Below are 22,319 nucleotides of genomic sequence, written 5' to 3'. Positions count from 1 at the left end.
TTAAATGGTTAAACGTAAATCTTCTGTGAAAGAAAGGAAACAGTTAAACTCCTCAAAGAGTTTCTGTGGTGTTACCTTTGCATAACGTTCGGTCATGCTTACATTGGTATGCCCGAGCATCTTACTCACCGTTTCAATCGGTACGCCCTGTTCTAAAGTAATAAGGGTGGCAAAGGTGTGCCTTGCTGTATGCGTGGTAAAGAGAAACGGGATACCTGCACGTAGCCGTAGGGCTTTCAGGCAGGTCTGATAGTTCTTGTACTTGACATAGGGGAGCAATGTTTCCCTTTCATCGCTGTGAAACTTTTTTATCAACCTGATGGCTTCGGGCAGCAATTTGATGCGGCATAGTACCCCTGTCTTCTGACGATAGAACTTCAGCCATAAATTTCCCTCGTCATCACGGACAAGATAAGATTTGCTTAGTTTCATCAAATCGCAATACGCAGCACCGGTATAACAGGCAAAGAGAAAAATATCCCTTGCCGTTTCCATTTCCTCCTCCAAATCATCAAAGCGGAGAACCTTTAACTTCTCCAAGGCTTCCCTGTTGAGTGCCTTCGGCGTTTTCTTATCTCCTCTTTCTATGTGGGCTTTGTCAAACATCAGTGTATCGGCTATTCCCTCACGGTAAGCCAACCTGCAAACCGTTTTCAAATGTGATGCCACTGCGAAGAAAGAACTTTCTTGGAAGCCACATACCCCCAAGTAGTATTGGCGGAACTCATATATGAAGTTCTCGGTCAATTGGGAGAACGCCATGTCTGAAACATTATACTTCTTCAGAATAAACTCCTGTAATCGTTTTCGAGTGGAATAATAGGTGGACATAGACTCTTTCTTGATGTCTATACCGATATGACTTTCTTTCTCCTTGATGAGCATATCCAATCTCTCGATGAGCATACATCTTGCCTGCCCGCTGCCTTGAAACTGCTCCTTTACATCGGTTGCATCAAATGGGCAACCTTTGGTAATCAATGATTGGTAAGCCGATTGAATGGAAAGTAACAAATTCTCCAACTTTCCGTTAATCTCCACTGCCTCACGACTCTTACCGTTCATCCTGCTCTCACGGGGATTCCACAAATCGGGATTACAAGATAGTTTACAACTAAATTGGGCAATGGAACGCCCAATGGTAATACGTCCCATAATCGGAGCCTTGCCCGACTTGTCCAGACCGCTCTTTTTAAGGTAGAGCAACACCTTCATTTTCTCTGTTTTCATACGCTTTAATATTTGTGGGTAAAGTTACCCGAATTAAAGCGTTCCTCACTTACGCAGAAAACTGCCGACCAAAGCAACAGCCACACGAGTGGAAATAATTCAGTTACCGAATACTGCACCATCGTTACCTACATCAAAACAAGGTAACACTCTGGTAACTGAACTTCTGCCTAAATCTGCACTTTCCTGCCTTTTACAAACAATGCAGCATCATGCAAATCAGAGCATTTCCTCCTCATTATCAGTTAGTTTACATCAATTTCGATATTTCTTTTTTTTCATTGATTAGTTACATCGTAACTAACGGCTACTTGCATCGTAATTAATGTTTGCTTGCAAGACTATAGGGTGTCAATGACAAGGCGAGGCAGGTTGATGGCAAGGCAAAAGAGAGTTAATAATAGTATTAAAGAAAAGGTAGAATTTGAATATGAGCCGGAAGATAGAACTGGAATATGAGTTGAAAACACGGTCGGGTAGTGCCGTGTGGACACTGATCAGTACGCCTGTCGGGTTGAAGAAATGGTTGGCTGATGACGTCATGATGGATGGGAGCACGGCGACCTTCATCTGGGGTGATCCGCTTCGTGAACATGATACACATACGGCAACGGTTGTTGAGATGGAGAAGAATAGTCACATACGATTGCGTTGGGACTCTTCAGACGTTGATTCATATTGGGAAATAAGAATGTTCCATAGTGAGATTGCCGGCAACTATCACTTGGCAATCACTGACTTTGCTGAAGATGATGACCATGAAGGGCTGGTGCAGATATGGAATCAGAATATTGAACGCTTGCATTGCATAACGGGCGTTTAAGGATTGGAACGTTGGGGCGGTAAAAGGGGGCTTGTCTTATAGTGTGATTAGGAAATAATACCGTCCGACAAACATTTTCCGTATAACTTAGTCATAAGTGTTTGCTGTGTGTTATAATGGCAATAATGAACCTTACTTCCCTTTTCCTACCGATGTGCTGTTGCCCGTCACATGTGGTGTTGCAGGTAAGCACCAATGGTGCTGAGTACTAAATGTTTTGCAATATGTTGCTGGAATGATTGCGATAGATAGTTTCTTATGCTGCCTGTTGTTGTGAAAATAGTTGTAACAGCTTGTTTTCCTTTTATTTGTTTAGATCCATAACTCCTTATAAATCTGCAGCATGAAGTAGGAATTGAGTGATGGAGTGCAGTGCCCTATGCGATGGGAAAGAAAGGGGTAAAGAATAAAAATGCTAAAAAAGACAATTACTCTGATATTTTTATGTAATTTTGCAGAAAGTAAGCTGCACTCGGCAAAATGAAAACAAGTTTTCTTTTGCTCTCGTTTGCATTACTTTTGCAGAAAGTAAGCTGCACTCGGCAAAGTGAAAACAAGTTTTCTTTTGCTCTCGTTTGCATTACTTTTGCAGAAAGTAAGCTGCACTCGGCAAAGTGAAAACAAGTTTTCTTTTGCTCTCGTTTGCATTACTTTTGCAGAAAGTAAGCTGCACTCGGCAAAATGAAAGTAAGCCTTCTTTACTCTCATTAGATAAGGGTGTAGCGTATAAAAAAGGAAGATAGATACCTCGTCGTTATATCATGTTTCGAATCAAGAAGTTAGATATATTCATAGCCAAACAGTTTGGTATGCTCTTCGCAGGAACATTCTTTATCAGTCTGTTCGTGCTGATGATGCAGTTCCTTTGGCGATATGTTGATGACTTGATTGGTAAGGGATTGTCAATGGAAGTTCTTGGACAATTCTTCTGGTATATGAGTCTGATGATGGTGCCACAGGCACTCCCATTGGCAATTCTCCTTTCTTCGCTTATTTCGTTTGGTAATCTTGGTGAGAGTTCAGAACTGACGGCTATCAAGTCGGCAGGTATTTCGCTGGTTCAGTCATTCAGAGGACTGATAGTAGTCAGCATAATGATAGCTCTCGCTTCTTTCTATTTCCAGAACAATGTCGGTCCGAGTGCAAATAAGCATATTGCCCAACTGCTTGTTTCTATGAAGCAGAAGAGTCCGGAACTGGAGATACCAGAGGGCATCTTCTATGACGGTATTCCGCAGACTAATCTCTATGTGGAGAAGAAAGACCTCAAGACCGGTCACCTGTATAATATAATGGTGTACCGAATGACTGACAGCTATGAAGACCAGGCGATTATTCTTGCAGACTCTGGAATGTTGCAGTCGACTGCTGACAAGAAGCATCTCGTGCTTAACCTGTGGAGCGGGGAATGGTTTGAGAACATGCGTTCGCAGGAAATGGGCAGCAGTGCCAGCGTGCCTTACCGTCGTGAGACCTTCGCTCATAAGCATATTGTCCTGGACTTTGACGGTGATTTCAATCTTACGGATATGGCGGGAATCTCGAATGATGCCCGTACGAAGAGCATTGCCAGGATTCGGCGAGACAAGGACTCCTTGGTTCATGTTTACGACAGTGTGGGTGAATCCTTCTATAAGGAAGCACAGACGATTTACTACCATGAGCCCAAGCTACGGTCTTCAGAGAAGAAACAGGCTGTCAAGCTGGCTGGAAGAAAAGACTTTAATGTGGATTCGGCGTTCAACAAGCTACCTGTAGATCAGCGTCGTTTTGTTGTCAATATGGCTCTGTCAAACGTCCAGCAGGAAGTCAGCGACCTTGATTTCAAGAGTATGATAACCAAGGACGGTGACAGGCTGATTCGACTGCATGATATTGAGACTATCAACAAGTTCACGTTGTCGTTGATATGTATCATCTTCTTCTTTATCGGTGCACCGTTCGGTGCCATTACCCGTAAGGGAGGATTGGGCTTTCCAATTATCACCAGTGTTGCCGTGTTCATTATTTATTATATCCTTGACAATACCGGCTATCGAATGTCACGTCAGGGCGACTGGGCTATATGGTTTGGTAAAGGTTTGTCAATGGCTGTACTCATACCGCTGGCAATTTTCTTCACTTATAAGGCAAACAACGACTCAGCTGTGTTCAATGCAGATGTGTATAAGAACATGCTGATGAAGATGATAGGTCTGCGTATCAAGCGCAGCATTGCCAGCAAGGAGGTTATTCTGAATGACCCGGATTACAGCAAGGTGGCAGAACAACTAAAGGATTTGAACGGAAGAATTGCTGATTACTCAAAGTCACGCAGGCTCAAGTCACCACCTAATATAATAAAGGTGTTCTTCCGTTATCACACAGATCACGTCATAGAAAACATAAATGACAGACTGGAGAATGTCATAGAGGACCTGGGTAATACACGTAACAAGATTATCCTGACAGAATTGGGCAAGTATCCTGTGCTGGCAGTGAAGGCACATACGAGACCGTTCGACCGCAGATGGCTGAACATCCTTGCAGCCGTTATTGTCCCGGCAGGTATCTTCTTCTATTTCCGTATGTGGCGTTTCCGTCTGCGTCTCTACCGTGATCTTCGTACAATCGTCAGCTGCAATGACATAATCATTGCGGAGATAAAGCATATGGAGGAAAGAGAACGTATCACAGGGACGATATTTTTAGAAAAGTAATAATCAGTAACAATATATGGAAGAATTTAAACTCGATAGCATCGAAGATGCACTGAAGGACTTTCGGGAAGGGAAATTTGTCATCGTAGTGGATGATGAAGACCGTGAGAATGAGGGCGACCTCATCATGGCTGCGGAGATGATTACGCCGGAGAAGGTGAACTTCATGCTGAAGAATGCCCGTGGTGTACTTTGCGTACCCATCACGCTCTCACGTGCTGATGAACTGGACTTGCCTCATCAGGTGTCAGACAATACATCAATGCTTGGGACACCATTCACGGTTACGGTTGATAAGTTGGAAGGCTGCTCGACTGGTGTGTCTGCTCATGATCGTGCTGCAACCATTAAAGCACTTGCCGATCCAAACTCTACCCCTCAGACCTTTGGGCGTCCGGGGCATATCAATCCGCTTTATGCACAGGACAATGGCGTGCTCCGTCGTTCGGGTCATACCGAGGCGGCAGTCGACCTCTGCAAACTTTCAGGTTGTTTCCCAGCTGGTGTGCTGATGGAAATCATGAACGAGGATGGTACTATGGCACGTATGCCCGACTTGCAGAAGCGTGCAAAGGAGTGGGATATGAAGATTATCAGTATCAAGGATATCATTGCCTACCGCCTGAAGAAGGAGTCAAGTATTGTCGTTGGTGAGGAAGTAGAACTCCCTACACAATATGGTATGTTTCACTTGATTCCATTCCGTCAGGCAAATGGTCTGGAAAACATGGCACTCATCAAGGGTACATGGAAGGATGACGAGCCTGTACTTGTGCGTGTACATTCATCCTGTGCAACGGGTGACATCCTTGGCAGCCAGCGTTGCGACTGTGGCGAGCAGCTTCGCAAGGCAATGGAAATGATTGAGAAGGAAGGCAAGGGTGTCATCATCTATATGCAGCAGGAAGGACGTGGTATCGGCTTGATGAATAAGATTGCGGCGTATAAGTTGCAGGATCAGGGACTCGATACGGTTGAGGCAAACATTCATCTTGGCTTCCGTCCTGACGAACGTGATTATGGTTGTGGTGCACAGATGCTGCGCCATCTTGGCGTTCATAAGATGCGTCTGATGACTAATAACCCTACCAAGCGTGTCGGTTTGGAGGCTTACGGTTTGGAGATAGAGGAAAACGTGCCCATTGAGATTAGCCCGAACAAGTTTGACTACCGTTATCTGAAGACTAAACGTGACCGTATGGGGCACGATTTGCACCTTTAAGATGACTTGTCAGATACTGTGGTTTCGGATGTTTGTCTTGTGTTATTCATAGCAAAAGACTTATGGGTAAATTTCTTTCATGATGATGATTCGCGAGGAATAGCGTCTTGCATGATGACAGGAAGAACTTTCAAGCCTCAAATGAAACAAAAGGCTCCTTGATGAACCTTGTTAATAGTTCCCACTATGGAAAGCAGAGATGTTTTCTATAGTGGGAATTGTTTTTTGTTTGCTTTTGGTAGTACTGCTCTTTTCTGGCAACAAGTTGCTCCCATACCGGTAACATATTGCAAAGTGATTAGCACCCAACACCATTGGTGTTTACCAATGACACAACATGTGTCAGGCTACAACACATCGGTTGAAAACGGCAAGAGAGATTCACTATTGTCATTGCCTAATACGATATCTAATACTACCCCAAAGGAAAACTTGTGCGTGAAATGCCTCTGTGCAGCACTATTCCTGTTTATCTATGGATGCTTATTTGTATCCCGGTTAACCCTGACTTAAGGTTCAAAAGATGCTTAATTGAAGTCCAATTAAGCACCTTTTCTTACAGAGTTTTGCAATGGTATGATTGTCTGGTAGTTATGGGTGCAGATATGAAAACTATTTTTCTTCGAGTGTGTCAATGGATTATGTGTTTATTTTTCGGCAGTGTAAGTATGTGAAATCATCCGATGAGAAATGAACTATTCTCACGACGTGAGCCTCTGTGGAATCGTCGACTTAGAGGTCTTTGTGTTATTCAGTTCTGTACAATCTGTTTGTCAGTGAGAGATCGTCTGCAAGTCGCAGGGGATGTTTGTCCTCTTTCGGATTTCCTTTGGGTTAAATGGGTCTCTTCGCAGAAACTTGAAAGCTCTCAGATGAGTTAGGGCTTAAGAGTTATCTTTTGGGGATAATAAGGCATTCCCTTTGGTATTTTCTTTTTGAGTTCCAGTTGACAAATCGGCAGTAAAAATGATGATAGGATAAAATAAAGAAAGAAATATTGCGTTATTAAAATGAATTTACGTACTTTTGTATTTATATTATTCACAAAGAAAGATACAGTTTAAAATGGCACAACTATCAGATCGTCTGAACCGACTGGCACCTTCTGCAACATTAGCAATGTCGCAGAAGAGTAGTGAAATGAAAGCGCAGGGCATTGACGTCATCAATATGAGTGTGGGAGAACCAGACTTCATGACCCCTGACCATGTCAAGGAGGCAGGCAAGAAAGCTATTGACGATAACTTCTCAAAATATTCTCCTGTGCCCGGATATCCCGTTCTGAGAGATGCTATTTCACGTAAGTTGAAGGAAGAGAACAATCTTGATTATGCTCCTTCGGAGATTATCGTTGGTACAGGCGGCAAGCAGGGCGTGTGCAATGCCATCCTGGCTTTGGTGAATCCAGACGATGAGGTTGTCATCCCCGCACCTTACTGGGTTAGCTATCCGCAGATGGTGAAACTTGCTGGTGGTGTTCCTGTTGTTGTGTCTGCAGGTATTGAGCAGGACTTTAAGATTACTGCAGAGCAGTTGGAGGCAGCGGTTACGCCAAAAACAAAGATGATTATACTCTGTTCTCCAAGTAATCCTACTGGTAGTGTCTATTCAAAGGAGGAACTGGATGCCTTGGCAAAAGTGGTTATGTCGCATGAGGAGCTGTATGTCCTTTCGGATGAAATCTATGAACACATTAATTATATAGGTGGTCATAGTAGTATTGCAGCCTGTCCGGGCATGAAAGAACGTACGATTATCTGTAATGGCGTCAGCAAGGCTTATGCCATGACAGGTTGGCGACTCGGCTGGGTGGCTGCGCCGGAGTGGATTGTCAAAGGACTTAATAAGCTGCAGGGGCAGTACACGTCTGGCACAAGCAGCGTCAGTCAGATGGCTGCTGTTGCGGCATACGGGGAAGACCAAAGCAGTGTGGCAGAGTTCCGTGAGGCTTTCCGTCGTCGTCGTGACTTGATAGTCAGTCTGGCGAAAGACATTCCCGGGCTGGAGGTAAACGTACCGCAGGGTGCATTCTATCTTTTCCCGAAGTGTTCCAGCTTCTTTGGCAAGTCAGACGGCAAGCATGTTATCAATAACTCTTCAGACTTTGCAATGTATCTTCTTGAGGAAGGTCGTGTGGCTACGGTAGGTGGCGATGCTTTTGGTTCTCCTGATTGCTTCCGGATGAGCTATGCAACAAGTGACGACAATATCAAAGAGGCACTCCGACGTATCAAGGAAGTACTTTCAAAGTTAAAGTAAGGGAAGAGAAAGCAAATTGTAAGAAAGTTCAGGCAGAATCTATGATATTCCGACTGTTAAATGTTATTAATCGTAGCTTTAATTTTCTTTTAATTGCTATCTTTGCGGAGATAAGAAGCTGTGCTGTGCTGTCTGTTACAGGAAGAGTGACATACAAATGCTTAGAAATCAGAAAGATATTAACAAATTAATTCATTAATAACCTAAAATTAAAATTTCATCAAATTATGGCAACTACACAACAAAAGCCAGCCCCACAGAAAAAGTCTGAGGGCTTCACAGGAGTTAGAGGCGCATTCTGGATTATCGTCGTTTGCGGTATCGTTGCGTTCACATTGTTCTTTACATGGTTCGGTCATGAGATGCACTTCCAGGATGCAGCTGCACGTGAGAATCCAGCAGACGTTTGGGGTACTATCTTCAAGGGTGGTATTGTCGTTCCTGTTATCCACACTCTCTTGCTTACTGTGCTTGCTATGTCTATCGAGCGTTGGTTGGCTCTGAAGACCGCTTTCGGTAAGGGTGCTCTTCCAAAGTTCGTTGCAAACATCAAGAACGCTCTCAATGCTAACGACCTTGCTAAGGCTAACCAGCTCTGCGACCAGCAGAAGGGTTCTGTAGCAAACGTTGTAAAGGCTTCTTTGAATGCTTACAAGGATATGGAGACTGGTGCTAATGCAAACCTGAAGAAGGCTCAGAAGGTAGCTAAGATTCAGCAGGCTCATGAGGAGGCTACTCAGCTTGAGATGCCTACTCTGACAATGAACCTCCCAATCATTGCTACTCTTGTAACTCTCGGTACTCTTACCGGTCTTCTCGGTACTGTAACGGGTATGATCAAGTCGTTCTCTGCTTTGTCTGCAGGTGGTGGTGCTGACTCTGCTGCACTTTCTGCTGGTATTTCTGAGGCGTTGATCAACACCGCATTCGGTATCGCAACATCTTGGTGTGCAGTGGTTTCTTACGGTTACTACTCAAACAAGGTTGATAAGTTGACTTTCGCCCTCGACGAGGTTGGTTATTCTATCGCTCAGACATACGAAGTAAACCACACAGAAGAGGCTTAATTTTTGCTAACCCTTTAAAATTTTATCGCTATGGGTAAAGTAAAAGTTAAGAAGAGTGACACTTGGATCGATATGACGCCTATGTCAGACGTTATGACCCTGCTGTTGACCTTTTTCATGCTGACTTCAACGTTCGTAAAGAACGAGCCGGTGAAGGTAAACACTCCAGGATCAGTGTCTGAAATGAAGGTGCCTGAGAACGGTGTCCTGACAATTCTCGTTAGTCCTGAAAAAGGACCTAATGGTAAGCCTACTGGTGAAGGCCAGGTGTTTATGAGTTACGACAATACCAATGAGTTGAGTCAGATCGTAGACAATATGGGCGTAACCTTGACTCCTGCACAGAAGAAAACTTTTGTCGCTGAGTCTACATTTGGTGCTCCACTCGACAAGCTGGCTGCTTATTTGTCTAAGCCGGCTGCAGAGCGAGGCAAAGAACTCCCAAAGATGGGTATTCCTCTCGATAGTATCCAGGGACAGGAGATGACAGAGTTCCAGCAGTGGGTCAACGCAGCCCGCCAGGTGAACCCTAAGGTAAGACTGGCTATCAAGTCAGATGCTGATTCTCCTTATGGAACCGTTAAGAAAGTAATGAGCGAACTCCAGGATATGGATGAGAGCCATTACTACATGATCACACAGTTGGACGCTAAAAAGGCTGCTCAGGCAGCTCGTAAATAAGGAGATCAAAGTATGGATATGATGGACACAGGAAAAGGAGGCGGTAAGCAGAAGAAGATGACCGTTCGCGTAGACTTTACGCCGATGGTGGATATGCTTATGTTGCTGATTACCTTCTTCATGCTTTGTACCTCACTTAGCAAGCCTTCAACTATGGAGTTGACCATGCCAAGTAATGATAAGACTCAGAATGAGAACCAGAAGAACGAGGCTAAGGAGTCACACTCTATTACGATTTACATTGCCGAGGGAGACAAAATGTTCTACGGTAACGGTAAACCAGAGTATGATAACGCTAATTGGCTGAAGCCTGCTGATTGGAGTAACAATCCAAGCGGTATCCGCTACGTTCTTCAGCACAAGCAGGTGGGTGACCCTTCTACAGGCGAGGCTATCTCTGTCCCATACCAGGACATGGATATCGCTGTGAAGGAACTGAATCGTAAGAAGCAGGCTAACCCAGCCGCTTATCCTGATAGCATCTATCAGGCTGAGATAGCTGGTATCAAGAGTGGTACGATTAATGGCAAAAAGGTTTCGACCATGACTGTCATTATCAAGCCGACAGACCAGGCTTCTTACCGTCACTTGGTAGACATCCTCGATGAAATGCAGATTTCATATATTGGAACTTACGTCATTGACAAGCTGACAGACCAGGACAAGGCTCTCTTAGCCAAGAAAGGTGTCAAGGCTTAATCACTGATTCGTAAACAATTAAAGAAAGAAAACAATGGCAAAAATAGATCTATACGATCCTAAATGGGTCGACATGGTGTTCGCTGGTAAAAACAAGGAATACGGTGCATACAAGCTTCGTAAGTCTGTTTCTCAGCGTAACATCAAAGCATTAGCTATTCTGCTTTGTGCTGCATTCCTCGGTGGTGGTTACTTAGCTTATCAGATCAAGAAGCACAACGATGACTTGGCGGCCCAGGAGGCTTATGCAGCCAAGATGGAGTTAGCAGCTCTTGAGCAGGCTAAGAAGGAACAGGCTGAGCGTAAGAAGCAACAGAAGAAGGAAGAACCTAAGAAGATTGAACCTGAAAAGATTGTTCCAGAGACTCGTGCAACTGTTAAGTTTACAGCTCCTGTCATCAAGGATGATAAGGATGTGAAGGAAGAAATGCCACCAATGGTCAAGATGAACAAGGAGACCAAGGCTGTCGGTGTTGAGAACAAGGAAGGTACGGAGGACCGTACTGAAACTGCTGCTCGTAGCACCGTTGCTACTCCTGAACAGGTTGTACCAAAGATAGAGAAGCCTGTTGTTGAGGCACCAAAGCCGGAGCCAAAGGAAGAGGTTGAGAACAAAATCTTTACTGTGGCAGAGCAGATGCCTACATTCAAGGGCAATGTAAATGCTTGGTTGTCTTCTCACATCCAGTACCCAGCTGTTGCAGCTGAGAACGGTGTTCAGGGACGAGTTATCGTTAAGTTCGTTGTTGGACGTGACGGTAGCGTAAGCCAGGCACAGATTGTTCGTGGTGTAGACCCATCACTTGACCGTGAGGCTCTTCGTGTTGTTAACAGCATGCCGAAGTGGAATCCAGGTATGAACAATGGCCAGGCTGCAAACGTTTGGTTCACTCTGCCTATCACCTTCAAACTGCAGTAAAAGCAATATTTATATGAAAAGATCCAGATTCTACATAACAGTAGGATTGATGCTATCCCTTGTTTTTCTTCTGTCTGCTTGCGGACAGAAAAAACGCAAGGACGGCAGAACAGATACACCGACGTCAGGGACGATTAAGTTCGCCTCTGACGAAAGTTTTAGTCCTATTATTGAGGAACTGTTACAGAATTATCAGTTCCGTTATCCACAGACTCATTTGTTGCCCATCTATACAGATGACAACAAAGGTATGAAACTGATCCTCGAACAGAAGGTTAATCTTTTCTTTACTTCTCATGCGCTGACGAAGGGAGAGGATGCCATATTACGAGGGAAAGGTCCTATCCCGGCGGTTTTCCCGATAGGGTATGATGGAATTGCTTTCATCGTTAACAATAGTAATGCTGACTCATGTATTACGGTCAACGATGTTAAGAAGATTCTCAGCGGACAGATAGCAAAATGGAACCAGCTGAATCCAAAGAATGATAAAGGCGACATTGAGGTTGTCTTTGATAACAAGGCTTCAGCGACGCTGCATTACGTAGTCGACTCCATCTTAGGCGGAAAGAACATCAAGAGTGCGAACGTTGTTGCAGCAAGCAACAGTAAGTCGGTTATTGACTACGTTCATAAGACTCCCAACGCTATAGGTGTCATTGGGTCAAACTGGTTGAATGACCACCGTGACTCAACGAACACTACTTTTAAGAAAGATATTAGAGTGGTTGGTCTTTCAAAGACGACAGTTGCTCAGCCAGAGAACAGCTGGCAGCCTTACCAGGCTTACCTGTTGGACGGAAGATATCCATTTGTGAGAACCATCTATGCTATAGTAGCCGACCCACATAAGGCATTGCCTTGGGCGTTTGCAAACTTTGTTACCAATCCGATCGGTCAGAAGATTATCTTCAAGGCGGGTCTTTTGCCTTATCGCGGTGAAATCAATATCCGTGAGGTTGAGGTGAAGCGTGAATAGACGGTGATTATAAGCTGATAAGCGTTAATAGATCTGATTAGGAGCTGGTAAGCATGAGTAATGGTAGTCATTTGTCTATAGCTGCCTATATAATTGACAGCTTGCCTGGTTTAAACCATGAGCCTATACAGGCGTCTTAATGAATAGTACAGTTCACTCAAATTAAAAACTAAAGGGAAAGAATTATGAAAACAAAGAAATATTTGATAGCTGGAGCATTGATGTTGGCAATGTCAACTCCGGCAATGGCACAGGGAGTAAGCTACGCTGAGGCTTTGAAACCAATTACAGCTGCTATTGAGGCTGCACCGAATGACCCCAAGGCAGCTAAGGATCTCATCAAGGAGTATCAGAAAAACTTCAAGAAGAGTGAGGAAGCTATGGTCGCATTAGGTAATGTTTACCTCTTGCAGCACAACTATTCTGTAGCAACTGAGATTGCTAACAGCGTTGTGAACAACAAGAAGTTCAATGGTAGTCTGGGTTATGTTCTTTTGGGCGACATTGCAGCTCTTCAGGATTCAATCGGAAACGCTGGTGCTGCGGCTGGTCAGTATCAGACTGCTATCAGTCTTGATCCACAGAACGTAACAGCATACGAGCGTTTTGCAAAGGTTTACCGTCATGTGAATTCTAAGGTTGCTGTCGAGAAACTTGAGGAACTCCGCAAGGTTAAGCCTGACTATCCTGTTGAGGCAACTGCAGCTGAGATTATGTTGAACGATGGTAAGTACAAGGATGCGTTGTCATGGTATGCTAAGGCTAATCCTGCTAACATGTCAGAGGACAACTTCTATAACTATGGTTTTGCTGCTTATATCACAAAGGACTATCAGAGAGCTTTGGATGTTGTTAAGCAGGGCTTGCAGAAGTTCTCTAACAGTGAGTATCTGAGCCGTATCGCCATGATGGCATCTGTTGAGCTGAAGGATTATACTTCAGCTGTCAACTACGGTAAGGCTGTGTTTGCCGGTTCTGGTAAGAAGGTTGCCAACGACTATGATGTATATGCAAAGGCACTCTGTGGTGCTCAGCAGTATGATGAGGCTGTCAGCAGTGTAAACAAAGCACTTGAGGCTGACAAGAACAGCGTTGAGCCTTTGAAGACACTGGCAGCCATTTACTCTGCACAGGGTAATGAAGATAAGGCACTTGAGGTTCAGCAGGAGTATCTTTCTAAGTCTAAGAAGGCTACCAATAATGACTGGGCAACACTTGCTAATACATACGTTGCCAAGGCAGAGACTCTGACGGATCGTGCAGCTAAGAACGAAGTTTTGGCAAAGGCACTTGATGTTTATGAGCAGATGGTTTCTAAGTTCCCGACAATCTCTGACTGGGTATGGCTGAATCAGGCGAATGTAGCTCAGATGATGAACGATCCCGACAAGGTTGCTGAAATCTATCAGAAAGTTGCTGCATACGAAGAGGCAAAGCCAACTCTCGATGAGGACAGCAGAAGCTATTTGGAGAACGTTTACTATGGTCTCGGCTACTATCATTCAAAGAAGGGTAACAAGCCACTTGCTGATGAGTACTTCAACAAGGTGCTGAAGGTTAACCCTAACAACGAAGATGCTAAGAAGGCTTTGGGTATGTAATCATCTGAAACAATCATTAGATATGAGGGCGACGGTCGTAATGACTGTTGCCCTTTTCTTTTTTTGATGTTATGTGGTGTTTTAGGATAATGCTTTGATCTTATTTCTATTTTTTTTATATCTTGCTTACTTATTTGTTGTTGATTGAAACACAATTGTATTATGTTGCACTATAAGTATTCCTTTTTTGGTAGCTTGTTGTGTGTTATAATAAATTCTTTTTACCGTTTTCAATTGTTGTGCTGTTGCTCAGCACGAGTGGTGTTGTTAGTAAGCACCAATGGTGTTGGGTATTAGTATCATTCTAAAAAGTTGTGTCAGATTAATAAACTCGTTATACGTACAGATAATTAAGGTGCTTAGATGTGTTTATAATTGTCTTTATCTGATTTTACATGAGAAGTTGTGCGTTTTATTGTAATTGATATTCAATTGCGTGTATAAGTATTATTCTATATAAAGAAGGAAGTATATCACCTTGAAATGTATTTTTACATTTGTTGGTTTTATGCTTCCTTATCGTGTTACTCTATAGTTCTCTATGTTCAATAAAGAGGGTAGAGTGTATCAGAGTTGTTTTGCCAGCCAGTTCTCACGGCCAATGAGCTGGATGAGGTCAAGGGCACCTTGACTCCAGTAGAGGTCTTCCTCTTCATCAGCAAGATATGCTTTCAAAATATCGTATGTTGTAAGGTCGTCTTTCAATTCTGCCATGCAGTTGTAGAGAATCTCAACACCCTTTTCTTGAATTGCAAGGTCTGCCTTGATGTATTCCTCAGGATCTTTCACCAATTCTCTTCCCTTCTGGTCCTCAATTTTAAACTCGCCCCCAAGGTCATTAATACGACTGATGAACTTCTCTACCCATTCCATTTCCTCTGTGTAGTGACCAGTGTACTTCTTTGCAAGGACTGTTAAGCCCATTGACTCAAAATATTTGCCCTGTACAAGATGTGCAAAAGCTCCATTTGTCAATCCTGTTGCAAAAACTGTAATGTCTGAATAGATTTCTTTGTATCTATATTTGTAATTTTTAAATGGGTTATTCCCCTGTTAATCTATATTTTTTATTTCTATTGCAAAGTTACTTCGTTGTAGATAAATAGCAATTTTTTCCTCGAAAAAAACTCTTAACAGAATGAAAGGTATTCTAAACGGCTATTTGTTTGCGTTTAAAAGAATATTTTTCAAATTATCTATATCAGCGTATTTGTTTTCGAATTTACTTCTTTATAGTTCATTTCTCTTTGTTTGAAAGAGAGCAAACAGATAAATAGATATACCACATTTATCTTTCACAAAGATAATCTATTTTTTTAATATAGTTTTCAAGAAAAGCGAAAATCATTGGTTTATAATGTATAAATTATCTTTTTATTCTTTTTCACGACAGCATTCCTATCTTTTTCTCGTTAAATTTATGTATCTTTGTCATCGTTTGAAAAGACACAAAACGAAGTCTGCAGTGGCATCCGACTTACCAACTTCATCCTATCTGTTCCTTTTGGTTACACGATTGGTTTGTCTCTTATAGCTTTGCTGATAATTGGTTGTGGAAAACAGATACCTTGCAGATAATAATGATAATAACAGAATTCAAAAACGCAATAAGCATTGAAAACTGAAAAAAAGATAAGCCCATGGGCATGGATACCTTCACTATATTTTGCTGAAGGTCTGCCTTATATTGCCGTAACCGTATTGTCCCTTCAGGTTTATATGCAGATGGGACTGTCAGATGCCGAAGTTACTTTTTATACTTCCTGGCTTTATCTGCCTTGGGTTATCAAACCATTGTGGAGTCCGTTCCTTGACTTGGTGAAGACGAAGCGATGGTGGATTGTCGTCATGCAGATGCTCCTTGGCGCAGCCTTTGCGGGTGTGGCTTTTACTGTCAATACTTCATTCTGGCTTCAAGGTACAATCTGTTTCTTCTGGCTGCTGGCATTCAGCAGTGCCACTCACGATGTCGGTGCTGACGGGTTCTACATGATGGGACTCAACCAACACGATCAGGCATTCTTCGTGGGCATCCGCTCTACGTTCTATCGTATTTCGATGGTTGTTGGTAAGGGTGGTTTGATTGCGCTTGCAGGCTTTTTGCATAAGAAGTTTGATGTGCAATGGACGTGGTCACTGGTGTTCTATGGTCTGATGGCGCTCTTTATGGGTCTTGCTCTTTATCATCGTTTTATTCTTCCCCGTCCGTCCGAAGATGCAGAGAAGACACAGGTGTCGGCTGGTCATTTGCTTCGCAGCTTTGGTCAGACTTTTATCTCCTTCTTCAAGAAAGAACAAGCATTGACCACTATCTGCTTTCTCTTGCTCTTCCGTTTGCCAGAAGCGTTGATTATTCCTATTTCCCAACTTTTCCTTCAAGCACCGAAGGTAAAGGGAGGATTGGCTCTTTCAGAAATAGAATATGGTACGGTGAACGGTGTTGTGGGTGTCGTAGGACTCTTGATAGGTGGTATTATCGGTGGAATGATGATTAGTCGTGATGGCTTGAAGCGCTGGGTATGGCCAATGACCGCAGCTATTACATTGCCTAACTTAGCATACGTCTATTTGGCTTATGTGCTTCCTGATAATGTGATAGCAATCAGTACAGCAGTATTTATTGAGAATTTCGGTTACGGCTTTGGTTTTAGTGCTTATATGCTCTTTATGATTTATTTCAGTCAGGGAGAACACAAGACCAGTCATTATGCCCTCTGTACGGGTTTCATGGCGTTGTCAATGATGATTCCGGGACTTTTTGCAGGTGCATTGGCACAGGTAGTAGGCTATAAATGGTTCTTTGTTATCGTGATGATAGTTTGCGTCTTTCCATTCATCGTAGCTCATCAGCTGCGTATTGATGAGAACTTTGGAAAGAAGTAGCGGCTGGGGATTAACGCGAAAGGAGGAAGGCTACGAGGCAATGCCTCGTAGGAGTGAACTATAGGGGAGTTGATGGAAAGGGGAGAGAAGGCTGGGAGGGAAGGGAGTACCTTAGGTCGGGATTTCTTTTATCAGAATCTCAATTAGGCGAGGTAAAGCGTAGTTATCAAGGTTCTGCCTTTTTATCCAGATGAAATCTGAGGGTAGTTGTGGGTGCACCTTAGGATGCCAGAGGTAGAAGTCTGCAAGGAGAATTTGGTGGGTAAGTAGGTGCTTCACGCCTTTTTGTAGTGGTTGCGCTTCTGTTTTCCACACATTGTCGGTAGCTGATGTAAGCTGTTCTGCTTGTGGAAGTTCCCACAATCCTTGCCAAATATCACCTGCACCACGTTGATGGATTGCTATTTTCCCTTCATATTCAATATACAGATAGGTGAAATGACGTTTACGTTGTTTCACCTTTTTGCTTTTTACAGGCAGTTCGTTGATGCGCTGTTCGCGGAAAGCAATGCAAGTTTCGCATAGCGGACAAGTGTTGCAGCGTGGGGAAGTGGGCGTGCACTGAACGGCGCCAAAGTCCATTATCGCTTCGTTGTAGTCAGCTGGTTCGTTTGTTGGTAAAAGTGATTGGGCAAGTGCTTGAAACTCCTTTTTCCCTTTGGTACTGTCAACAGGTGTGTCAATGCTGTAATAACGAGAAAGAACACGATAGACATTACCATCTACTACGGCTGCTGGTTCACTAAAGGCGATGGAGGCAATGGCTGCAGCCGTGTAGTCGCCCACACCTTTCAGTGTCTTTAAATCTTTGAAAGTTTGTGGAAATCCTCCTAATTCAACCACTTGCTGTGCAGCAGTATGAAGGTTTCTTGCACGGGAATAATAGCCCAGTCCCTGCCAAGCCTTTAGCACTTCGTCTTCCGTAGCAGCTGCAAGGTCGTTTACAGTAGGCCATTGTGCCATGAAACGTTCCCAGTAACTCGTTCCCTGTGTGATGCGTGTTTGTTGTAGGATGACCTCACTGAGCCAAATGGCGTATGGGTCATTTGTTTCTCGCCAAGGTAGAGAACGTCCGTTTTTTTTGAACCATTGAAGTAGTATTGCTGCAAAATCCATGCAGCAAAGGTAGTTAAAAAGTAGAAAAAGAATGAAAAGTTAGAGCAGGATTTGTTGCTAAAATCATTATTATTTGCTAATTTTGTCCAGATTATTACTCTCTGAGAGTACGATAGGCATGTGCCGAAAGACTGGCAGGCTGTGAGGACAGGCACTCTTGTCAGCCAGTGAGGCAACTGTCTAAGTGTTCTTGCATCACAGTTCGTTACAGAGATGTTTTATACAGTTTCCTGCATCAAAGCACGGTAAGACAGTTCAATACAAAGGTGACGATTATAAAATTAGAAGTTATAAAAGATGAGAAACAAGGTGAAGAAAACGCTTATGGGGCTTGCCCTCGTCGTGGCAACCCTTTCTGTCAGTTCATGTGCCACACGTGAGTCAGCTGTCAATGACCTGCAGAAATTTTCATATGAGCTGCGTGACAACAGCCAGTACTACACAGCCAGCGAATGGGAAAGAGCTTTCAATAAGTTCGGTATGATTCGTCGTGAGATTGCACGCCATGACTATACCGTTGCTGAACGTCAGCGTATTGGCAGACTTGAAGGCGATTGTGCCCGCTATATGGTGCGTGGTGCAAAGGACGGTGTGATAAACAGTGTCTTCGGTCTCGGCAGTGAGTTACAAGGCATTTTAGATGCTATCGGTGGCAAGAACAGGGAATAATGTTTCAGACTGTTCTTCAAACATTGTAGTTTCAGACTGCTTTTTCACAGCCCCAGGCATAGGGAAATGTATTGCAGGGCGTTAGTCGTAGTTCCAGGAAGTCTTTGCAGGCAGTAAGGAGGTGCGGTATGTCCTGTGAAAGCAGAACGGTGCATGGTCGGAGAAAATGAAAAGCTGGCAACTTTTTGACTTTTAGCAAATAGTTGCCAGCCTTTTGTTTTTTTTTGATTTAAAGTATTGTTTAGTCGCTTATAATTAGTAACTTTGCAAATCAAATCCATAAAATGTTTTACAATGGCTGGTACAAAGCAAATTAAGACCGCCCTTATTTCGGTCTTTCACAAGGATGGACTTGAGGATCTGCTCAAGAAGTTAGACGAAGAAGATGTGAAATTCCTCAGTACAGGCGGTACACAGGAGTTCATTGAATCATTAGGATACGAATGTCAGAAGGTGGAGGACCTTACGTCTTACCCTTCTATCCTCGGCGGTCGTGTGAAAACACTACACCCAAAGGTTTTCGGAGGTATTCTTGCCCGTCGTGATAACGAAGGCGACCAGGCGCAGATGCAGGAGTATGATATTCCATTCATTGACCTCGTTATTGTAGACCTTTATCCTTTCGAGCAGACGGTTGCCAGTGGTGCCAGCGCAGAGGATATTATTGAGAAGATTGATATAGGCGGTATCTCGCTGATACGTGCCGGAGCCAAGAACTTCAAGGATGTGGTTATCATTCCAAGTAAGGCTGAATATCCTGTGCTGCTACAGATTCTCAACACAAAGGGTGCACAGACTGAAATTGAAGACCGAAAGATGTTTGCGGAGCGTGCCTTCGGTGTCAGCAGCCATTATGACAGTGCTATTCACAGCTGGTTTGCAGCAGAATAAGCATGCTTTAGAAAAGAAATATACACTTACAAATTATATATAATTAATGGGATTATTTTCATTTATCCAGGAAATTGCTATGGATCTGGGAACGGCAAACACGATTATTATCAGTGATGATAAGATTGTTGTTGATGAGCCGTCAGTAGTAGCACTGGACCGTCGCACGGACAAGATGATTGCCGTGGGTGGTGATGCAAAGATGATGTACGAGAAGGAACATCCCAATATTCGTACAATCCGCCCTTTGCGCGACGGAGTTATCGCTGACTTTACAGCTTGTGAGCAGATGATGCGTGGACTTATCAAGATGGTTCACAGCGGTAATCGCTTCTTCTCTCCTTCACTGCGTATGGTAATCGGCGTTCCATCTGGTTCTACTGAGGTTGAGCTTCGTGCTGTTCGTGACTCAGCAGAGCATGCTGATGGTCGTGACGTCTATCTTATCTTCGAGCCAATGGCAGCTGCTCTTGGTATGGGTCTTGATGTAGAGGCTCCGGAAGGTAACATGATTGTTGATATCGGTGGTGGTAGCACTGAGATTGCTGTGATTTCTCTGGGTGGTATCGTATGCAATAACTCTATCCGTGTTGCAGGTGATGACCTCACTGCGGATATTCAGGAATATATGAGCCGTCAGCACAATGTAAAGGTCAGCGAGCGTATGGCTGAGCGTATCAAGCTCCATGTTGGTTCGGCATTGACTGATCTTGGTGAGGAAGCACCAGAGGATTACATTGTACATGGTCCTAACCGTATAACAGCTCTCCCTATGGAGGTGCCTGTATGCTATCAGGAGATTGCTCATTGTCTTGATAAGACTGTTGCTAAGATTGAGAATGCCGTGCTTTCTGCATTGGAGAATACTCCACCTGAGCTTTATGCAGATATTGTAAAGAATGGTATTTACCTCAGTGGTGGTGGTGCTTTGCTCCGTGGTATCGACAAGCGCCTGACTGATAAGATTAATATTCCGTTCCATATTGCCGAAGACCCATTGCACAGTGTTGCCAAGGGTGCAGGCATTGCATTGAAGAACGTAGACCGTTTCTCGTTCTTGATGAGATAACAACTAACGTTCATGCACAATCTGACAGAGTTCCTTGCTAAATACAAGCATTGGTTCTTGTTCGTTGCCCTGGAAGTCTTGAGTATGGTTCTTCTGTTCCGATTCAATGACTATCAGGGCAGTGTGTGGTTCACATCTGCGAACTATGTTGCTGGATCGGTGTATGAGGCAAGCTCAAAGGTTACATCTTATCTGACAATGGGTGAGGTGAATGAGGAGCTGACCAAGCGCAATCTTGAACTGGAACGTCAGGTGAAAGAATTGTCAGCACAGCTGTATGACAAGACAAAGGATTCAACTTTCCTTCATAAGGGGCAGTATCGTTTCTTTTCAAAGTTCCGTTTGATACAGGCAAAGGTCGTTGCCAACTCGCTCGACAAGCCTGATAACTTTATTACAATCAATAAGGGAACGTGGGATGGAGTGCGGAAAGATATGGGTGTAGCCTGCGGTAATGGTGTTGTCGGTATTGTTTATATGGCTGGCATCCACTATGCTGTGGTTATCCCGGTACTGAACTCGAAGTCGAATATCAGTTGCTCTATTCAGGGACGTGATTACTTCGGTTATCTCCACTGGAACGGTGGTGCGAGTGATGTGGCTTATCTTGATGATGTTCCCCGTCATGCCAAGTTCAAGTTAGGCGACCGAGTTGTGACGAGTGGTTACTCTTCTGTGTTCCCCGCAGGAGTGTTGGTTGGTAAGATCAAGCACGTATATAACTCAGAGGATGGTCTCTCTTATCGTCTGCAGATAAAACTCTCAACTGACTTCGGCAACCTTCGTGATGTCTGTGTTATTGACGATGCTTCCATCAGAGAGCAGCGACAGGTTATCAAGGCGGCGCAGGATTCTATTAAACCACTTGAAAGTCCGATGGTTAACAGAGGACAGTAAAGACGCCTCTGACCGCATTGTTCAGCTTTGGTAAAGCGCAGCTGTAGCGCTTTATGGCAGGTTCTTTGAATTAGCGTGAGCTATTAGTTTCCTTTGAATTACGAATTGAAAGAATGAATGTAGATTTTCTTAAACGTTTGCTTTGGTTTGCTGTCTTGACAGTAGCACAGGTGTTTGTACTCAATCACATCCATCTGTTTGCTGTTGCCACGCCATTGCTTTATGTCTATTTCATTCTTCTCTTCCCTCGTAACTATCCCCAGTGGGCTATTCTGTTATGGGGCTTTGTGATGGGGCTTATCATTGATACTTTCTCAAATACGCCGGGTGTGGCTGCCGGTTCACTGACATTGTTAGCAGCCTTGCAGCCTTTCGTGCTGCAACCTTTCATTCCCCGTGACAGCAGTGAGAACTTTCAGGCGGGTATGGATACACTCAGCATACCGCAATACACGTGGTATGCGGCAATTCTTACTCTGACATACAATGTGGTTTTCTTCTCCTTGGAGATGTTCAGCTTCTTCAATGTGTTGGAATGGCTGCAGTGTGTCGGTGGTAGTTCGTTGCTCACGTTCATTCTCATTCTTGTTGTTGAGAACGTAAGGAGGCGATAGG

The 22,319-nt window shown here is 43.8% G+C and carries 19 protein-coding genes; 16 read left to right on the top strand and 3 right to left on the bottom strand.

The window, feature by feature from the left end; genetic code table 11:
• A complete protein-coding gene (locus tag ADJ77_RS04325) occupies window positions 1–1,230 on the bottom strand; it encodes a site-specific integrase (RefSeq protein ID WP_050696067.1) in 1,230 nt (409 codons plus the stop codon).
• Window positions 1,231–1,660: 430 nt separating this feature from the next.
• On the opposite strand from ADJ77_RS04325, the gene ADJ77_RS04320 reads away from it, so the two are divergent.
• The 10 genes from ADJ77_RS04320 (at window position 1,661) to ADJ77_RS04275 (ending at window position 14,179) form a co-directional block, all read left to right on the top strand.
• Window positions 1,661–2,053, top strand: a complete 393-nt coding sequence (locus ADJ77_RS04320) for an START-like domain-containing protein (RefSeq protein ID WP_050696066.1) — start codon at window positions 1,661–1,663, stop codon at window positions 2,051–2,053.
• 761 nt (window positions 2,054–2,814) lie between these two features.
• Window positions 2,815–4,752, top strand: a complete 1,938-nt coding sequence (locus tag ADJ77_RS04315; RefSeq protein WP_025077527.1) for an LptF/LptG family permease — start codon at window positions 2,815–2,817, stop codon at window positions 4,750–4,752.
• 16 nt (window positions 4,753–4,768) lie between these two features.
• Window positions 4,769–5,974 carry a bifunctional 3,4-dihydroxy-2-butanone-4-phosphate synthase/GTP cyclohydrolase II gene (locus tag ADJ77_RS04310; protein WP_050696065.1) on the top strand — a complete coding sequence of 402 codons (1,206 nt, stop codon included), beginning with the start codon at window positions 4,769–4,771 and terminating at the stop codon, window positions 5,972–5,974.
• 1,065 nt (window positions 5,975–7,039) lie between these two features.
• A complete protein-coding gene (locus tag ADJ77_RS04305; protein WP_050696064.1) occupies window positions 7,040–8,233 on the top strand; it encodes a pyridoxal phosphate-dependent aminotransferase in 1,194 nt (397 codons plus the stop codon).
• Window positions 8,234–8,460: 227 nt separating this feature from the next.
• The gene (locus tag ADJ77_RS04300; protein WP_050696063.1) at window positions 8,461–9,300 is read left to right on the top strand and encodes a MotA/TolQ/ExbB proton channel family protein; all 840 of its coding nucleotides are present in this window, start codon (window positions 8,461–8,463) and stop codon (window positions 9,298–9,300) included.
• 30 nt (window positions 9,301–9,330) lie between these two features.
• On the top strand, window positions 9,331–9,981 hold the full coding sequence (locus ADJ77_RS04295; RefSeq protein WP_025077528.1) for an ExbD/TolR family protein: 651 nt from the start codon (window positions 9,331–9,333) through the stop codon (window positions 9,979–9,981).
• A gap of 12 nt (window positions 9,982–9,993) precedes the next feature.
• On the top strand, window positions 9,994–10,680 hold the full coding sequence (locus ADJ77_RS04290; RefSeq protein ID WP_025077529.1) for an ExbD/TolR family protein: 687 nt from the start codon (window positions 9,994–9,996) through the stop codon (window positions 10,678–10,680).
• Window positions 10,681–10,714: 34 nt separating this feature from the next.
• A complete protein-coding gene (locus ADJ77_RS04285) occupies window positions 10,715–11,599 on the top strand; it encodes an energy transducer TonB (protein WP_050696062.1) in 885 nt (294 codons plus the stop codon).
• A 13-nt stretch (window positions 11,600–11,612) separates the two neighbouring features.
• Window positions 11,613–12,578 (top strand): PstS family phosphate ABC transporter substrate-binding protein, encoded by a 966-nt coding sequence (locus tag ADJ77_RS04280; RefSeq protein WP_050696061.1) that lies wholly within the window; start codon window positions 11,613–11,615, stop codon window positions 12,576–12,578.
• Between the two features lie 185 nt (window positions 12,579–12,763).
• Complete coding sequence (locus ADJ77_RS04275) at window positions 12,764–14,179, top strand: tetratricopeptide repeat protein (protein ID WP_050696060.1); 1,416 nt, start codon at window positions 12,764–12,766, stop codon at window positions 14,177–14,179.
• Window positions 14,180–14,746: 567 nt separating this feature from the next.
• Here the strand turns inward: ADJ77_RS04275 and ADJ77_RS04270 are convergent.
• A complete protein-coding gene (locus ADJ77_RS04270; RefSeq protein ID WP_148301569.1) occupies window positions 14,747–15,103 on the bottom strand; it encodes a ferritin-like domain-containing protein in 357 nt (118 codons plus the stop codon).
• Between the two features lie 690 nt (window positions 15,104–15,793).
• Between ADJ77_RS04270 and ADJ77_RS04265 the strand changes: the two genes are divergently transcribed.
• Window positions 15,794–17,062, top strand: a complete 1,269-nt coding sequence (locus tag ADJ77_RS04265) for an MFS transporter (RefSeq protein ID WP_050696059.1) — start codon at window positions 15,794–15,796, stop codon at window positions 17,060–17,062.
• A 111-nt stretch (window positions 17,063–17,173) separates the two neighbouring features.
• On the opposite strand, the gene mutY is transcribed toward ADJ77_RS04265, so the two are convergent.
• Entirely contained in the window at window positions 17,174–18,178 is a 1,005-nt protein-coding gene (mutY, locus tag ADJ77_RS04260; protein WP_025077533.1) for an A/G-specific adenine glycosylase, read from the bottom strand.
• Between the two features lie 297 nt (window positions 18,179–18,475).
• On the opposite strand from mutY, the gene ADJ77_RS04255 reads away from it, so the two are divergent.
• From ADJ77_RS04255 to mreD, 5 genes are all read left to right on the top strand, one after another.
• Window positions 18,476–18,847 carry a hypothetical protein gene (locus ADJ77_RS04255; protein ID WP_025077534.1) on the top strand — a complete coding sequence of 124 codons (372 nt, stop codon included), beginning with the start codon at window positions 18,476–18,478 and terminating at the stop codon, window positions 18,845–18,847.
• Between the two features lie 294 nt (window positions 18,848–19,141).
• Window positions 19,142–19,738: an IMP cyclohydrolase gene (locus tag ADJ77_RS04250; RefSeq protein WP_025077535.1), complete on the top strand. Its 597-nt coding sequence runs from the start codon at window positions 19,142–19,144 to the stop codon at window positions 19,736–19,738.
• A 46-nt stretch (window positions 19,739–19,784) separates the two neighbouring features.
• Complete coding sequence (locus tag ADJ77_RS04245) at window positions 19,785–20,807, top strand: rod shape-determining protein (RefSeq protein ID WP_021672321.1); 1,023 nt, start codon at window positions 19,785–19,787, stop codon at window positions 20,805–20,807.
• 12 nt (window positions 20,808–20,819) lie between these two features.
• On the top strand, window positions 20,820–21,704 hold the full coding sequence (gene mreC, locus ADJ77_RS04240; RefSeq protein WP_025077536.1) for a rod shape-determining protein MreC: 885 nt from the start codon (window positions 20,820–20,822) through the stop codon (window positions 21,702–21,704).
• Between the two features lie 113 nt (window positions 21,705–21,817).
• Complete coding sequence (gene mreD, locus ADJ77_RS04235) at window positions 21,818–22,318, top strand: rod shape-determining protein MreD (protein ID WP_050696058.1); 501 nt, start codon at window positions 21,818–21,820, stop codon at window positions 22,316–22,318.
• Window position 22,319: the final 1 nt, after the last annotated feature.

It is taken from the genome of Prevotella fusca JCM 17724, assembly GCF_001262015.1.
GTDB lineage: Bacteria > Bacteroidota > Bacteroidia > Bacteroidales > Bacteroidaceae > Prevotella > Prevotella fusca.
This window is presented reverse-complemented; position numbering and strand designations above follow the sequence as displayed.

What these genes read in the sequence shown, in the direction of transcription:
- ADJ77_RS04325 (WP_050696067.1), bottom strand. Translation starts at nt 1,230, where the DNA reads ATGAAAACAGAGAAAATGAAGGTGTTGCTCTACCTTAAAAAGAGCGGT.
- ADJ77_RS04320 (WP_050696066.1), top strand. Translation starts at nt 1,661, where the DNA reads ATGAGCCGGAAGATAGAACTGGAATATGAGTTGAAAACACGGTCGGGT.
- ADJ77_RS04315 (WP_025077527.1), top strand. Translation starts at nt 2,815, where the DNA reads ATGTTTCGAATCAAGAAGTTAGATATATTCATAGCCAAACAGTTTGGT.
- ADJ77_RS04310 (WP_050696065.1), top strand. Translation starts at nt 4,769, where the DNA reads ATGGAAGAATTTAAACTCGATAGCATCGAAGATGCACTGAAGGACTTT.
- ADJ77_RS04305 (WP_050696064.1), top strand. Translation starts at nt 7,040, where the DNA reads ATGGCACAACTATCAGATCGTCTGAACCGACTGGCACCTTCTGCAACA.
- ADJ77_RS04300 (WP_050696063.1), top strand. Translation starts at nt 8,461, where the DNA reads ATGGCAACTACACAACAAAAGCCAGCCCCACAGAAAAAGTCTGAGGGC.
- ADJ77_RS04295 (WP_025077528.1), top strand. Translation starts at nt 9,331, where the DNA reads ATGGGTAAAGTAAAAGTTAAGAAGAGTGACACTTGGATCGATATGACG.
- ADJ77_RS04290 (WP_025077529.1), top strand. Translation starts at nt 9,994, where the DNA reads ATGGATATGATGGACACAGGAAAAGGAGGCGGTAAGCAGAAGAAGATG.
- ADJ77_RS04285 (WP_050696062.1), top strand. Translation starts at nt 10,715, where the DNA reads ATGGCAAAAATAGATCTATACGATCCTAAATGGGTCGACATGGTGTTC.
- ADJ77_RS04280 (WP_050696061.1), top strand. Translation starts at nt 11,613, where the DNA reads ATGAAAAGATCCAGATTCTACATAACAGTAGGATTGATGCTATCCCTT.
- ADJ77_RS04275 (WP_050696060.1), top strand. Translation starts at nt 12,764, where the DNA reads ATGAAAACAAAGAAATATTTGATAGCTGGAGCATTGATGTTGGCAATG.
- ADJ77_RS04270 (WP_148301569.1), bottom strand. Translation starts at nt 15,103, where the DNA reads ATGGGCTTAACAGTCCTTGCAAAGAAGTACACTGGTCACTACACAGAG.
- mutY (WP_025077533.1), bottom strand. Translation starts at nt 18,178, where the DNA reads ATGGATTTTGCAGCAATACTACTTCAATGGTTCAAAAAAAACGGACGT.
- ADJ77_RS04255 (WP_025077534.1), top strand. Translation starts at nt 18,476, where the DNA reads ATGAGAAACAAGGTGAAGAAAACGCTTATGGGGCTTGCCCTCGTCGTG.
- ADJ77_RS04250 (WP_025077535.1), top strand. Translation starts at nt 19,142, where the DNA reads ATGGCTGGTACAAAGCAAATTAAGACCGCCCTTATTTCGGTCTTTCAC.
- ADJ77_RS04245 (WP_021672321.1), top strand. Translation starts at nt 19,785, where the DNA reads ATGGGATTATTTTCATTTATCCAGGAAATTGCTATGGATCTGGGAACG.
- mreC (WP_025077536.1), top strand. Translation starts at nt 20,820, where the DNA reads ATGCACAATCTGACAGAGTTCCTTGCTAAATACAAGCATTGGTTCTTG.
- mreD (WP_050696058.1), top strand. Translation starts at nt 21,818, where the DNA reads ATGAATGTAGATTTTCTTAAACGTTTGCTTTGGTTTGCTGTCTTGACA.